This window comes from Malaciobacter halophilus (assembly GCF_002837275.1).
GTDB classification, from domain to species: domain Bacteria; phylum Campylobacterota; class Campylobacteria; order Campylobacterales; family Arcobacteraceae; genus Malaciobacter; species Malaciobacter halophilus.
The window spans coordinates 1-15439 of record NZ_NXIF01000036.1 but is presented as its reverse complement, the minus strand read 5'-3'; the positions used below and the strand labels follow the sequence as shown (position 1 = coordinate 15439).

The window sequence follows — 15439 nt, the reverse complement described above, 5'->3', positions numbered from 1 at the left end:
CTTATGCTAAAGCATTTGAAACTTTTATTAATTGCTCAAGTTTTTGTTTTGCCTTACCACTTTCAATAGTACTTCTTGCTATTTCAATTCCCTCTTTCATATCTCTAGCTTTATCATCTACAATCAAAGCTGCTGCTGCATTTATTAATGTAATATCTAATCTTGAATCTTTTATTTCATTGCATAAGATACCTCTAGTAATAACTGCATTTTCTTTAGCATCACCTCCAATAATAGACTCTTTTGGTGAAAGATTAAATCCTAGTTCTTGAGGGTCAATTATAAATTCACTAATTTTTCCATTTTCTAAAAAATTAGCAAATGTAATGTCAGAAATTGATATTTCATCCATTCCATCATTAGAACTAACTACCATAGCTTTTTTTGATTCTAAAACATTTAATGCTTCTGTAATCTTTCCTATTAACTCTTTTGGGAAAACTCCTAATAAATGTTTTTTTACAAAAGCAGGATTAGATAAAGGACCTATTAAATTAAAAATTGTTCTATGATTAATAGATTTTCTAATTGGAGTAACATATTTCATGGCAGGATGATGATTAGCTGCATGCATAAAAACAAAACCTGTTTCCTCAAACATTTGAGCACTTTTTTCTAAACTAAGGTCTAAATTAAACCCTAATGCTTCTAGCATATCTGAACTTCCTGATTTACTTGTAACACTTCTATTTCCATGTTTTGCCACATAAGAACCACTTGCAGATAAAAGCATAGATACTGTACTTGAAATATTAAAACTATAACTTTTATCTCCACCTGTTCCTACAATATCAATAGCTTCTTGGCACATTTGTTTATCAGCAGGTAAAGCAATTAAATGCTCTCTCATTGCACTTACTGCTCCTGAGATTTCTTCAACTGTTTCTCCCCTTTCATACAGTTCAACTAAATACTCTCTTACTTCTTCATGACTTAGCCTATTTTCAAAAATATCATCAAACTTCAATTTTGCCTTATTAAACATATCTACCCTTCTTCACTTATTTTTTCTACATACTCTTCCATTTTTGATTTTGGAGTTGATTTTGTAGTAGGAATTTGTAAAACTTTAAATTTATCACTTCTTTCAAGATATTTTATTTCAATAATATCTCCAACTTTTATCTCTTTAGCTTTTTTAGCAACTGTATTATTTACAAATACTACTTTGTGAGCTAGCATATCTTCTGCAACAGCTCTTCTTTTTGTTATATTAACTGCATTTAAAAATTTATCACATCTCATAATAGGGATTATAGCTAATTTTAGATAAAATACATCCAAATTAATATTTATATTTTTGGAGACGATATGAGCACAAAAGAAGTAAAAAAAGTTGTTTTAGCTTACAGTGGAGGATTAGATACTTCAATTATTTTAAAATGGCTTCAAGACGAATATAATGCAGAAGTTATCACTTTTACTGCTGATTTAGGGCAAGGTGAAGAAGTTGAGCCAGCAAGACAAAAAGCTTTAGATATGGGAATTAAACCAGAAAATATTTTTATTTTAGATATAAAAGAAGAGTTTGTTAAAGATTATGTATTCCCTATGTTTAGAGCTAATGCAATTTATGAAGGAGAGTATCTATTAGGTACTTCTATTGCTAGACCACTTATTTCTAAAAAACAGATTGAAATTGCTGAAAAAACAGGTGCTGATGCAGTTGCACATGGTGCTACTGGAAAAGGGAATGACCAAGTTAGATTTGAACTTGGATACTTAGGTCTTAACCCAGAAATTACAGTAATTGCTCCTTGGAGAGAATGGGATTTAAACTCAAGAGAAAAACTTTTAGTATATGCTAAAAAGCATGGAATTAATATCGATAAAAAACATGTTGATGAAAATGGAAATCCTGCTGTAAGTCCTTATTCAATGGATGCAAACCTTCTACATATTTCTTATGAAGGCTTAGCATTAGAAGATCCATCAAAAGAGCCTGATAAATCTATGTGGCTATGGACTAATTCATTAGAAGATGCACCAAATACACCAGAATATATTACAATTTCATATAAAAATGGTGACCCAATTGCCATAAATGGTGAGCAAATGTCTCCAGCAACAATTTTAAAAACTTTAAATGAGTATGGAAACAAACATGGTATTGGAAGAATAGATATAGTTGAAAATAGATATGTGGGAATGAAAGCAAGAGGTTGTTATGAAACTCCAGGTGGAACAATCATGCTAAAAGCCCATAGAGCTATTGAATCTATTACTTTAGATAGAGAAGCTGCTCATTTAAAAGATGAACTAATGCCAAAATATGCAAAACTAATCTATAATGGATACTGGTTCTCAAAAGAAAGAGAAATGCTTCAAGCAGCAATTGATGATACTCAAAAAAATGTACAAGGTACAGTAAAATTAAAACTTTATAAAGGAAATGTAATTGTAGCAGGAAGAGAATCAGAAAAATCACTATTCTCTGAAGCTCACTCTACTTTCGAAGAAGATGAAGTATATAATCAAAAAGATGCAGAAGGATTTATTAAATTAAATGCATTAAGATTTATTATTGCTGGACAAACTCAAAACAAATAGTAAAAAGCAGATATTTCTGCTTTTTACACACTTTTAAATACTAAACAATCTAAATATAATTTTGTAGTTAAATTGTAACTATTCTTTATTAGAATACTTCTTATCTTAAAAATAAGAAGTAAACATGCACTATTTTAATGATTTAAAAACAATAGTAGATATAAACTCTTATACAAAAAATAAACAAGGTGTTGATAATGTAACAACACAAATGCAAATATGGCTTGAAGAGTTAGGCTTTACTACAAAACTTTTCAAAAAAGAACATATTGGAAACCATGCACTTTTTACAAGTTATAAAAAAAGTGGAATTAAAATCTTACTTTTAGGACATAATGATACTGTATTTCCTCCAAATAGTTTTGAAGGCTTTAAAGAGGATACAAAGTGGGTATATGGTCCAGGTGTTTGCGATATGAAAGGTGGGAATATTGTTGCTTTACAAGCACTTAGAAATATATATAAACAAAATAAACAAATATTTAATATTGATTTCTTTTTAGTAAGTGATGAAGAGTCAGGAAGTGATGACTCTAAAGAGATTAGCAAAGAGATTGCAAAAGATTATGATATATGTTTTGATTTTGAAGCTGCTGGGAAAAACTTAGAAGTTGTAACAGCTAGAAAAGGTGTTGGAACTTTTACTATAACTTGCAAAGGAAAAGCTTCACATGCAGGTACATCGTATGATAAAGGAATTGATGCAAATCTTGAAGCCTCATATAAACTACAAAAACTTGTAAATTTAACTAATTTAAACTCAGGAACAACAGTTAATGTTGGGAAAATTGAAGGTGGAATTGGAGCAAATACAATATCACCCAAAGCTACACTTTTATTAGAGATTCGTTTTAAAACCACTGATGAAAAAAATAGATTACTAAAAGAACTTAAAATAATTACAAATACCTCATATGTAAAAGGAACAAAATCTAAACTTGAAGGTCAAATTCAAAGAGAAGTGATGCAAGAGAATAAAAAGCAATATGAACTTATTAAGGAATTAGAAAAAATATGTGATGAAAATATTTATACAGAACAAAGAGGTGGGGTAAGTGATGCTAACATTTTTTCAGCTTGCAATGTAATAACACTAGATGGATTTGGACCATATGGCTTATATGACCATACTAATAAAGAAAAAGCATTAAAATCTAGCTTTGAAAAAAGAATTAAATTGATGACAAAAATACTAATGCATTATCAAAATATGGAGAGTAAAAATGGCAAAACGTAAAATTGGTATGTGGTTATACCAAAATGGTGGTGGAGATGTAATCCAAAAAAAGATGATTGAAAAACTAAAGCAAAGAGATATAGATGTAGTTACAAATATAAATCTTCGAAATGCTATTGCTAAAAATGGTCATATTTTATATAAAGACTTGAAATTGGATAAACTTGATCTATTTTTTTCTTATAATGCAGGAGAACAAACACAATATCAAATGTATTTATATAAAGCATTAAATAAAGTAATGCCTATGATAAATAATTTTGATGCTTTTGAATTAACAGAAGATAAATTTCAAACCTCTTTTTTATTAAGAAACAATAATATCCCCACAGCTGATTATAAATTATGTCATAGAAATGATACACACCATTTACAAGCAATTATGAAAAAATGGTCAAAAATGGTATATAAACCAACTGATGGCTGGGGAGGGGTTGGGCTTACCAAAATAGAGAATGAAGAAGCTTTAAATATGCTACTTCCATTTTTAAATCAAATAAATGTTAGATATTTCTATGTGGAAAAATTTATTAATTATGATAATACTGATTATAGAGTTGACATTGTAAATAATGAGTTTGTTGGATGTTATGGTAGAAAAGCAAGTAAAAAAGATTGGAGAACAAATGTTACTAGTGGAGGAACAGTTTTTAAAAGAGAACCAAATGAACAAATAATAGATTTAGCAAAAAAAGCTGCAAAAATAACAAACCTTGAAATAGCTGGAGTTGATATTATTTATGATAAAAAAAAGAAAGAGTATCTTGTTTTAGAAGTAAATGGAATCCCAGCTTTTGCAACGCCAGAACAAGAAAAAATCGGCATTGATTACAATGACAAAAAGATAGATATGATAGTTGAATTAATTGATAAAAAAACATTTAAAAAGAGAGGTTATTAGATGAAAAAGTTACCAAAACTAGGATTTATATATCTTGATTATGTATTAAGATTTTTTGACCATTCAAACTTTAAAGGATGGCCAAATAAAATTGAAGAAGTTGTTTATCATTGGAAAAATGATAAGCAAAGATTTATAAAAGAAGTCAAAAGAAAAAAAATAGATATTTTAATTGGTAATATACCTGCAACTGCATATGATACTTTTGTAGAGATTTCAAAAGAGCTACCACATGTTAGATTTGTACCATCTTTGCAATCACAGTTTTCAAACAAATCAAAACAGAACGTTACTCTATTTTGTAAAAAACATAAACTTAATATTCCTAAAACAAAAATATTTTATGATACAAAAAAAGCAAATAAATACTTACAGAAAAAAGCAAAATATCCTCAAATAATAAAAAGAAGCTATGGTCCATCTAATTATGGAGGATATTATGTACATAAAGTAGATAATTATAAAGAAACAAAAAAGCTACTAGATGAGAAAAAATATATCCCAATTTATACTCAAGATGCAATTAAATTGAAAGATAATGGAGATATTAGGGTTATGTTAATTGGACATAAACCAGTTTGCGCTTTTTGGAGATATGCAAAAAAAGATGAATGGATTACAAATACTTCACAAGGAGGCTCAATGTCTTACAATAACATTCCTATGAATGCTTTAGAATTAGCAGTTCAGTCAAGTAAAGCAGCAAAAGCTGAATATTGGGCTTGTGATATTGCTATTTGTAAAAATACAGGCAAAGCTTATATTTTAGAGTGTGCTACTGCATTTGCAGCTTTTCCTTATATAAGAGATTGGATAGGACAATATTTAATGTGGGATTTTTCAAAAGGTAAATTTAAAATGCCACATATTCCAATTTATTCATGGCAAGAACTAGGTAAAATTGATTCAAGTTTACTTAGAACATTAAGACATATTGGTTTTTCTAAATATAAACCTAGTTTTGATGGAGAGTGGTATTTAAATGATTTAGATATTGGTTTTGATATGCAAGAAGTAAGTAAAAGTAAAGATAGTGATTTTCCTGAACCAATAAAAATAAAAACTTTACAAAAAAATTTTGATAAACAAAAAAAATCAGATGATTTTGATTTAAAAAAATTAAATTTAAATAATGCTTCTTTAACAGATATAATGACTTTATATGCAATGCAAGAGGAGCTTGCAGTAGAAATACATGATTATATACAAGAAAATATAATTACAGACTCAACTGATTTATTAGAACTTGAATCAGTTGATGAACAGATGCTTAAATGTTGGGATAAAAGTTTAGATGATATGAGAGTTGATATAAATTGTGTAGAAGAACATGAACTAATTAAAATAAAAGGTATAGGTAAAAAACTTGCAAAACTTATAATTAAACATAAAAAAAAGTTAAAAGGTTTTAACTCTATTGAAGAGCTTGAAGAGATTGAAGGAATTGGCAAAAATAAAATTAAGCAGCTAAAATCAAGATTTAAAATAGGAGTTTAAATGAAAAAACTCTATAGAACATATGAAGAGTCTACTCAGATTTTTAAAAAGTTACAAGTAAAATTTCCCAATAATTTTAAACTTGAATCAATTGGTAAAACTTGGGAACAAAGAGATATTTATTTAATTACTTTATCATCTAATATAAAAGAAGCAGATTTAAAACCTGCTCTTTTTTATACAGGAACAATTCATGCACGAGAATGGATTGGTCATGAATTAAGTATAGAGTTTGCAATTTATATATTAAACAATATAAGTATTGACCCTACTTTAGAAGCCTTTTTTAAAAGAGCAACTGTTTATATGGTTCCTTGTGCAAATCCTGATGGTTTTGTTTATTCCCAAAAACATTTTAGTTTCTGGAGAAAAAACAGAAGAGTAAATGCAGATGGAACTTTTGGAGTCGATTTGAATAGAAACTTTAGTGTAGGATTTACAAAATCAACACTAAGCTCTTCAAATGTTTATTCTGGACCTGAACCATTTAGTGAACCAGAAACAAAAGCTTTAAGAAATTTTGTACAAACACATTTAAATATTACAATTGCATTAGATTATCATAGTCAAGGAAATGTATTTTTCCCTGCTCATGATTTTAAACATGAAGATAATATTGACACAACTGATTTAAATACACTTTGTGCAAATATGGCAGATAAAATAAAAAAAATATCAAATAGAGAGTATGGAATTCATCAAGGTAAACCTCCTGCAAAACTAATCGGAGGAAGTGGAAGAGAGTTTTACTATTCAAAAGGTATTTTAGCTACTGTTGTAGAAGTAGGAACTAGAAATATAAGTGACTATTTAGATGATATGAATGAACATATAAGAGAGCATATTCCAGCACTTATTGAAGCAATAAAAGAAGTTCCAAATTATAATAAAAATAATTCAGTTAAAAGAGTTGAAAATTTTGAAGTTGAAAGTATTGGTTCCAATCATGTAAAGTTAAAATGGGATGCAAAAACATCAAAAGATATTTTTTTTGAAATTTATAGAAGTAAAAGAGATAAACTTTATTGTAAAGAGACAAACCTTATTGGTAGAACTCAAGCGTTAGAGTTTACAGATATTAATCTTCAATCAAATACAAATTACTATTTTAACATAAGAGCTGTAAATAAAAAAAAGAGATTAAAATCACCATTTGCTCCACAAATAAAAATAAGAACTGATGTTGAATATGATGAGTACTCAAGAACTTATTATGCTAATGCAACTCAAACAGGATATGTTGCTGAAAACATAAACAATAATCATAAACATTTTGGTATAAACTCTTTATTTGTTGGAGTTGATGAAAATAAAGGAGTTTCCTACTCTATAATTAGTATTGATTTAAAAACAATTCCTAATAATGCAGTTATTAAATCTGCTTGCTTAAATCTATATCCTATAAATAGAGTTTCAACTACAATTGAAAAGTATGGAGAATGGAATATTGCAATTATAGAACAAGATAGTATAAAAGATTTAACTGATTTTGATGAAGTTCATAATGCAAAAGTTATAAGTTATATAGGAAGGCCTACAAAAAGTGACCAATTAACTCAAGGTATATGGAGAAAATGGGAGCTTTCTGGGATAGAATCTTTAATACTTACTTCACAAATAAAAAAGCAAAAAGTTGTTTTTAGACTAGAAGGTCCAAAAGAGTTAAAAGTTGGTAGAAAATCTCAAATGATGCAATGGGATATTGGATATGGAAAATTTGGCTTTGGGTTAACATATAGACCAAGATTAGAGTTAACTTATACTATTGAACCAACAGTAACAACTTTATATGCAAAATCTATACATACTATAAGTAAAAATAGTATTTTAGAAAATGAAATTAGTTCTGGATTTGATGATAATGGTAAAAAAATATATAGTATTTTGGAGTTTAACTTATCCTCTTTACCTTCATATGAAAATACTATAATTACTAATGCTTATGTGGAATTAAACTCTACAAAAATCTATTTAAAAGAGGATATTAGATTTCATTTAGAGTTTATACAAAATAGTATTTCAAAAAACTACAAAGATTTTGAAAATAGAAAAATAATCCAAAATATAGGTTATGATATAAGTGCTAATGAACTTAAAAATAATCAAACTCAATATTTTGTTTTTGACTCTTTTGCAAAAATAGAATTAAATGAAAAATTAAAAGATAGTAGTAATATTCTTTTTGCTTTAAAACCTACTACATCGAAAAAATCTTTAAGAAATAGAAAAATAAGTTGGGAAACAAAAGATAGCAAGCTTGGTGCAAAACTTATAATAGAGTATATTTCTAAAAGAAGATTTGCATTACCACAAGTAACAAATGCTAGTTATGAATTAGAAAATGGGAAGATTAGAATCTCTTGGCAAAATCCAAATGATGAAGAGTTAGTAGGAGTAAAAGTAATTAAAAATCCTTTTAGAAAGCCTTTAAGTTCACAAGATGGCCAAAAACTTTATGCAGGAAAAGACAACTATACATATGATGATTTTGGTTCTAAAGAGAAAAATAAATATTTTGCTATATTTACTTATGATGATGTTCCAAACTACTCTAAACCCGTTATTTTAGAGTATAAATCCAAAATTTAATATTTGCATTTTCCATTTTTTGAGGATATAATATTTTACTTTTTAAATGAAGGAGAGAGGAATGATTTTAAAATTTAAAGAGTTTTATCCCCAAATAGATAAAAGTGCATGGGTTGCACCAAGCGCTGATTTAATAGGAGATATTAAAGTTGATGAGGATTCATCTATATGGTTTGGATGTGTTCTAAGAGCAGATGTAAATAAAATCAGAATAGGTAAAAGAACTAATGTTCAAGACTTATCAATGATTCACACAGATACAAACACTCAAACAATTATTGGAAATGATGTTACAATCGGACATAAAGTTATGCTACATGGTTGTACTATTGAAGATAATTGCTTAATTGGTATGAGTGCTACTATCTTAGATAATGCAGTAATTGGTGAGGGTTCAATAGTAGGAGCAAATGCTTTAGTAACTCAAGGTAAAAAATTCCCACCAAAAAGTTTAATCTTGGGAAGTCCAGCAAAAGTTGTCAAGGAACTTACACAAGAGGATGTAGATGGTCTTATAAAACATGCAGGGCATTATGTAGATTACAAAAATGATTATAGTTAATTAAGATAGAAGATTTTATCTTCTATCTAACATTTGTATAATCTCACTAAAAAGAGTAAGCTTTGTTTTATACTCTTTATCCTCTTTTTCTAACTCTTTTAACTCTAAAGGCTCAGGTGTTGAATTAAACATTTTTGCTAATTGTTCAATTTCTCTATTTCTTTGAGATAACTCTTTTATATAGTAAGTTGATAAGTAAGATTTTTCTACTTCTTTTAACAAAGTATCTATTTTAAAAGGTTTTAAGATATAGTGATTTACACCATAATCAACAGAGTCTAATAAATACTGTTTATCCGAATAAGCAGTAGTAATCAAACAAGCAATTTTTGGATTAATATTTTTAATAAGTTTTATCATCTCAATACCATCTATATATGGCATATTTATATCAGTGATAACAATATCAATCTCTTTTTTATGTTTTTTAAACTTTTTTAAACCATCCTTGCCATCAACAGCAACAAAAGTTTTTTTAAAAAGTGGTTCAAAACAACTTAAAAGATTCTCCCTAATTACAGGGTCATCTTCAACATAAAGAACAGTTAACTCTTCTATAAAGTTAATATTGAAACTATTATTGTCTAGCTTTTTCATAATAATCTCCTCTATAAGAAGATTATACTTATAAAAAGTATTACAAAAGTGTTATTTTATTCAAAATATTTTATATTTATTTTATATCCAAATCCATAAACATTTTCTATATCTAATTCAGGAACTTTTTTTCTTAATCTTGAAACAATATTTTTAAGATTTGTTATATCTGCAGTTGATTCATAATCCCCTTGCCATAAGATAGAAATAATCTCTTCAACAGGATGAGTTTTTTCAATAGTTTTTAAAAGTAATTCAACTAATAAAAACTCTTTTTTTGTTAATTTAATTGCTTGTTTATTTCTTAATAACTGTTTAGTTTCTTTGTCCCAAATTAATGTATTATTTAATACTATTTTTGCTTGTTTTTGACTATTTTGTAATTGTTTATGTAGATGTATCTCTTTAGTAATATTAAAAATAACTGTAATAAATTCATCATAATCTAAAGGTTTTACTAAAAAGTGTGAAATACCTATATTAACAAACTCTAAAAGATATTTTGTATCGCTATATGCAGATAATACTATAATTTTTTGGTCAGGATTTTCTTTGTATAGTAGTTTTGTAAGCTCTAATCCATCAATTTTAGGCATCTTAATATCACTTAATACTATATCATAATGCTTTTCATTTATGTTAAAATACTCTTTATACTTTTGTAATCCCTCTTCTCCATCACTTGCTATATCTACACAAGTAAAAATCTCTTTTAAAAGTTCTGTTGTCTCTTTTTTAATAGATTCATCATCTTCAACAAAAAGTATAGAGATATCTTGACAATACTCTTCAAGTAATACATAGTCAATCATAAACTCTCCCACATTAATAGTAAATAAGAATAAAAATTATACAATATAATAACTAGTTATAACTTTAAATTAAATATGGAAATTAAATGCAAAAAGATACAAATAATAATATAGATACTATTTTAAACTCCACTATTGAAGGAATTTTACTTATTAAAAAAGGATTTATTGTAAATGCAAATGATGCATTAGTTCAAATTTTAGAATACAATTCAAAGGATGAGCTAATTGGAAACCTAGCAACAGGAGTACTTATTCCCTCAACAACACAAAAATTTTTAGAGTTTAATAAACACCTATTTCAAGAAGTAACTTTAGTTTCAAATAGTGGTGATTTAATTCCTGCGATAATAAAAATAAGTGATATTGAATTAAGTAAGAAAAGTTATAAAATTGTCTCTATTATTGATTTAAGAGAGATAAAACAGAATGAAAATCTACTTTTTAGACAATCTAAACTTGCAAGTTTAGGAGAGATGATATCTATGATTGCACATCAATGGAGACAACCTTTAAATTCAGTTGCTTCAATTATGGCAAAGCTTAAATTTAAATCTAAAAAAAATAATGCAATAAAAAGTGAAGATTTAGCAAATGAGATAAAAAGTATTCAAAACTATTTAAAATATATGTCAAAAACTATTGATGATTTTGCAAATTTCTTTAAAGATGATAAACAAAAAGAGTATATTGATATTGTTAAAACTACACAAAGTGCAAAAAAACTTATTGAGCCTAGCTTAAAAGCTGCAAATATACAAATAAATATACATGAAATACAGATACAAAAAATATATACATATAAAAATGAATATATTCAAATTTTATTAAATCTACTAAATAACAGTATTGATGCAATCATAGAAAAGAACATAAAAAATGGAAAAATTGATATTAATTTTATAAAAAGTGAAAACTATCTAAGAATAAAAATAAGTGATAATGCAGGTGGTATTCCTAAAGATATTATAAATAGAGTATTTGAGCCATACTTTTCAACAAAACATGATAAGAATGGAACAGGTTTGGGACTATATATGTGTAAGGTGATTTTAGAAAAACATTTTAATGGAACAATAGATGTAAAACAGATAAAAAATGGAGTATGTTTTAGTATGGATATAAAAATATAGAGAAAATCTCTATATTTTATAATTTTTCATATACTTCTTTTAATTTGCCATACAACTCTTCAAAACTTACATTTTCCATAGAATCAAGAATATCTACCATAATAACATTATCCTCTTTTCCATCCCATATTTTTTTATAAGTTCCTTCTTTATATCCATTGTCTTGTCTAAATTTATTTAAACAGTTTTTACCAATATATAATTTTTGTAACCAAGTAAAAGATAAACCAGATATTTTACAACATCTAAAGAATTGATCAATAAATCTTTCAATTCCACTAAATGAAGGCATATTATTTGTTTGAATTGCTAAAGATATATAAGATAACTTTTCTGCTTCTTTAACCATAGCTTTTACATCAATATCTTCATTTGCTTCATAAATACAATGTGTATTTACAAGTGATACTGCTTTTGGTACATTTGTCTCTTGTAAAATATACGACATTAAAAAATGCCAAATATCAACTAATTCTACATGAATATTATTCATATCAGGTGCTGAGTTAATATTTTTCCAATGTTTCCAAGGAGTTGAGTCTATTAACTCCGCTACTTCCATATGAATACATCTAAGCCAATTTATCTCTTTATCAAACTTATTAACTCCAAGTTCCCAGTTTTTACCATTTGTTGAATCATTTAACTCTTTTTGTAATAAAAACATCTCTTCTAATTTATGAGGGAAAGAAGAAGCCTCTTCTAAAAGTGTAGCTAAAGGTAAACACTCTTCCACTAAATTATCTAATGTACTATTATTTGGTAAAGACTTTTCACCTTTTAAAAGATGAATTATAAGTGAAATTGTATAAGGAACTTCATCATTCTCTTCCCATGCTAAAACATCTTTTGGTGTAACACCAATATATTTTGCAAAATCTTCAATTGTTAAAAAACCTAATGATTTTGTAACTATTTTTAAATCTTCATATAACAATTTATCTCTCCTAATTTATTGGTAATTCTATTTTAAATACTGCACCCTTATCTGAGTTAGAAACACTCAATCTTCCACAGCTGTGCTGTTCAATAATTGTTCTACTCATATAAAGTCCTAATCCAGTACCATTTTTATTTGTTTTTGTTGAAAAATATGGTTCAAATACTCTATTTATAATATTTTCAGGAATTCCTCCTGCATTATCTTCTATTTCAATTACTGCAAATGCATCATTTTTATAGTATTTAATATTTAGCTCTCTTTTTGTACCATCATTTTTTTCAACCATAACATCTCTTGCATTTTTAATAATATTTATTAAAACTTGCACTACTTCATTTATATGTACTTTTACAACACAGTTATCAATTGCTTGTTTATTTAATTTTATAGTATCAACTTTTAACATATAAGTTAAAAAATCAATTGCTTTTTCTATTAATTTACTTAAAGTAATCTCTTCTTTTTCTTTATCAGGCTTAAAAAAATCTCTAAAATCATCAATTGTTTTTGACATATATTCAAGCTGTGTGCCAATATCATCAACAACTTGATTAAGTATCTCATCACTTATCTCACCTTCAATCATCTTCATTAAAGGAAGTTTCTGAATTAAAATAGATACTGCTTGAAGTGGTTGTCTCCATTGATGAGCAATCATTGAAATCATTTCACCCATTGCAGCTGACTTTGATTGTTCCACTAAAATATTTTGCTGTTCTTCAACCTCTTTTTTTGATGTTATGTCTTGTCTTATTGCATAAAAGCCAGTAATTTCACCCTTCTCATTAAAACTAGGTTCAATTGTTGCATATACCCAATAAGCTTCTTTATTCTTTTTTTGATTTTTTATTTCCCCTTGCCAAATTTTGCCATTTAAAATTGTACTCCATAAATTTTCAAAAATATATGGTTTTGTATCAGGGTGTCTTACAATATTATGAGGTTTACCAATAAGCTCTTCTCTTGTAAATCCTGAAATATCACAAAAAGCATCTGATACTTCTGTAATAATTCCTTTTTTATTTGTTTTTGACATAATTATATATTTATTTGCAATTGCAACACTTTTACTTAATTTTGTCTCAACATCTTTTACACTTTTAGAGTATTTACTTAAAACTCCTGCAAAATTTTCTTCAAAAATGAAGCTTATTTCAGCCTCAGTCTCATAGGAATTAATTTTTAAATCATAAAAATATCTAATTAATGCATTTTTAAAGCCTGAACATAATATAAAAAGCTCATCACTAGTAATATTATTTACTTTCAAGTAATCTAACAATTCATCTATTACAGGGCATTCTCCAATCTTTTTCTGATTATTTATAACATCAATATAGTAATCAATAACACCATTTGCATACAAAGTTATAAACATTTTTTTATCTAACTTATGATTTTCAAGAATTGTATTAATTCTACTGCTTGATAACCAATATTTTATAATAGTTTTTTTATTTTGTTTTAATTGATTAGCATAATTAATTAATGTCATTGTTACCCTATTTTTAATGATTGTAGGATATTTTACTATTAATTATCTTTGTTTTGGATTATAAAAAGCACAAGCTTTGCCACTACTATTTTTCACAACAATTGAAGGAATTATTTGAGATTTAAAGCCATAAGCTTTACAACCATGGGGACGATTTTTTTCCCATGTAACATAGTAGTATTGACACCTTTGACACACAATTTTTTCATTCATAAATTAATTATAACCAAAGAAAAATTATTTTCATATTATATTAAGAATAATTTAAATACAATTGGGAAATAACACTTTATTGGGGAACATATAATGTTTAAAAATATACATACAAAATATAAAATACTTGTAAATATGATTTTAACACAAGTAGCGTTTGCGATTATCAGTATTACAGCGATAGTGTCAGCTTCTGATATTGTTGCTATTTTAGCCATAAACGTTCTTTTTGGTATTGTAGTAGCTTATACAAATTTTGCTGCAATGAAAAGAATTGTTGGAGGAATTGATAGATTAAAAGAGTATCTTGATGATTTTATGCAATATGCCTTTATGAAATCAAATAAAATAAGAAAAGCAGAATATATTAAAAAAGACGAGATTGGTGAAATCTTAGAGAGTTTTAATGAATATTTTGATTCTTTTGATAAAATAAGAAAAGATGATATGAGAGTATTAGGTGAAATTGTACTTGTAATGAATAAAGTGGAACAAGGTATTTTTAGATGTAGAGTTAACTCCAATACAGAAAATCCTATGATTATGACTCTAAAAAAGACAATAAATAAAATGCTTGATACGCAAGAAGAGAATATGAAAAACTTAGAAAATACTTTAGAATCATACTCAAGTAATGACTACACAAAACAAATAGATATATCACCAACACTAAAAGCAAGAATGTTATCAGTAATGAAAGGAGTAAATGCTTTAGGAGAAGCACTAGCAACAGCAGCAAAAACAAACTTGTCAAATGGACAGATGCTAGAAGGGAACTCAAATACAATGAAAAGTTCAATGAATAACCTAGCAGCAAAAGCAAATGAACAAGCAGCAAGCCTAGAACAAACAGCAGCAGCAGTAGAAGAGATAACATCAATAACAAGAAATAATGCAGATAATGCAAATA

The 15439-nt window shown here is 27.0% G+C and carries 14 protein-coding genes and 1 pseudogene; 8 read left to right on the top strand and 7 right to left on the bottom strand.

Translation table 11 applies throughout. The features are described 5' to 3' along the window. Position 1: 1 nt before the first annotated feature. A complete protein-coding gene (trpD, locus tag CP960_RS09535) occupies positions 2-985 on the bottom strand; it encodes an anthranilate phosphoribosyltransferase (RefSeq protein WP_101185185.1) in 984 nt (327 codons plus the stop codon). A gap of 2 nt (positions 986-987) precedes the next feature. Further along, entirely contained in the window at positions 988-1245 is a 258-nt protein-coding gene (locus CP960_RS09530; protein WP_101185184.1) for a S4 domain-containing protein, read from the bottom strand. Positions 1246-1311: 66 nt separating this feature from the next. Here CP960_RS09530 and CP960_RS09525 point away from each other — a divergent pair, with 66 nt between their 5' ends. The 6 genes from CP960_RS09525 to CP960_RS09500 all read left to right on the top strand — a co-directional run bounded on the left by CP960_RS09525 (position 1312) and on the right by CP960_RS09500 (position 9336). Next, positions 1312-2550, top strand: a complete 1239-nt coding sequence (locus tag CP960_RS09525) for an argininosuccinate synthase (protein WP_101185183.1) — start codon at positions 1312-1314, stop codon at positions 2548-2550. A gap of 124 nt (positions 2551-2674) precedes the next feature. Beyond that, a complete protein-coding gene (locus CP960_RS09520; RefSeq protein ID WP_101185182.1) occupies positions 2675-3787 on the top strand; it encodes a M20 family metallopeptidase in 1113 nt (370 codons plus the stop codon). Continuing rightward, positions 3774-4688 (top strand): ATP-grasp domain-containing protein, encoded by a 915-nt coding sequence (locus CP960_RS09515; RefSeq protein ID WP_101185181.1) that lies wholly within the window; start codon positions 3774-3776, stop codon positions 4686-4688. Before CP960_RS09520 ends, CP960_RS09515 begins: the two co-directional genes overlap by 14 nt. Then, positions 4689-6185 carry an ATP-grasp domain-containing protein gene (locus CP960_RS09510; RefSeq protein WP_101185180.1) on the top strand — a complete coding sequence of 499 codons (1497 nt, stop codon included), beginning with the start codon at positions 4689-4691 and terminating at the stop codon, positions 6183-6185. Further along, positions 6186-8774: a M14 family zinc carboxypeptidase gene (locus CP960_RS09505; RefSeq protein ID WP_101185179.1), complete on the top strand. Its 2589-nt coding sequence runs from the start codon at positions 6186-6188 to the stop codon at positions 8772-8774. It abuts the gene before it with no gap. Between the two features lie 61 nt (positions 8775-8835). After that, positions 8836-9336: a gamma carbonic anhydrase family protein gene (locus CP960_RS09500; RefSeq protein WP_101185178.1), complete on the top strand. Its 501-nt coding sequence runs from the start codon at positions 8836-8838 to the stop codon at positions 9334-9336. Between the two features lie 15 nt (positions 9337-9351). Here CP960_RS09500 and CP960_RS09495 read toward each other — a convergent pair whose 3' ends face one another. Next, positions 9352-9933: a response regulator transcription factor gene (locus CP960_RS09495; protein ID WP_101185177.1), complete on the bottom strand. Its 582-nt coding sequence runs from the start codon at positions 9931-9933 to the stop codon at positions 9352-9354. Positions 9934-9989: 56 nt separating this feature from the next. After that, complete coding sequence (locus tag CP960_RS09490; RefSeq protein ID WP_101185176.1) at positions 9990-10745, bottom strand: response regulator transcription factor; 756 nt, start codon at positions 10743-10745, stop codon at positions 9990-9992. An 86-nt stretch (positions 10746-10831) separates the two neighbouring features. Between CP960_RS09490 and CP960_RS09485 the strand changes: the two genes are divergently transcribed. After that, positions 10832-11878, top strand: coding sequence for a sensor histidine kinase (locus CP960_RS09485; RefSeq protein WP_101185175.1), 1047 nt, complete (start codon positions 10832-10834; stop codon positions 11876-11878). Positions 11879-11894: 16 nt separating this feature from the next. On the opposite strand, the gene CP960_RS09480 is transcribed toward CP960_RS09485, so the two are convergent. The 3 genes from CP960_RS09480 to CP960_RS09470 are packed head-to-tail and all read right to left on the bottom strand — an operon-like array spanning position 11895 to position 14529. Beyond that, complete coding sequence (locus tag CP960_RS09480) at positions 11895-12815, bottom strand: dUTP diphosphatase (protein WP_101185174.1); 921 nt, start codon at positions 12813-12815, stop codon at positions 11895-11897. A 10-nt stretch (positions 12816-12825) separates the two neighbouring features. Beyond that, positions 12826-14316 (bottom strand): sensor histidine kinase, encoded by a 1491-nt coding sequence (locus CP960_RS09475; RefSeq protein WP_101185173.1) that lies wholly within the window; start codon positions 14314-14316, stop codon positions 12826-12828. A 42-nt stretch (positions 14317-14358) separates the two neighbouring features. Further along, the gene (locus tag CP960_RS09470; protein WP_101185172.1) at positions 14359-14529 is read right to left on the bottom strand and encodes a uracil-DNA glycosylase; all 171 of its coding nucleotides are present in this window, start codon (positions 14527-14529) and stop codon (positions 14359-14361) included. A gap of 93 nt (positions 14530-14622) precedes the next feature. On the opposite strand from CP960_RS09470, the pseudogene CP960_RS09465 reads away from it, so the two are divergent. Next, positions 14623-15439 (top strand): annotated as a pseudogene (locus CP960_RS09465) (methyl-accepting chemotaxis protein); the annotation flags it as partial.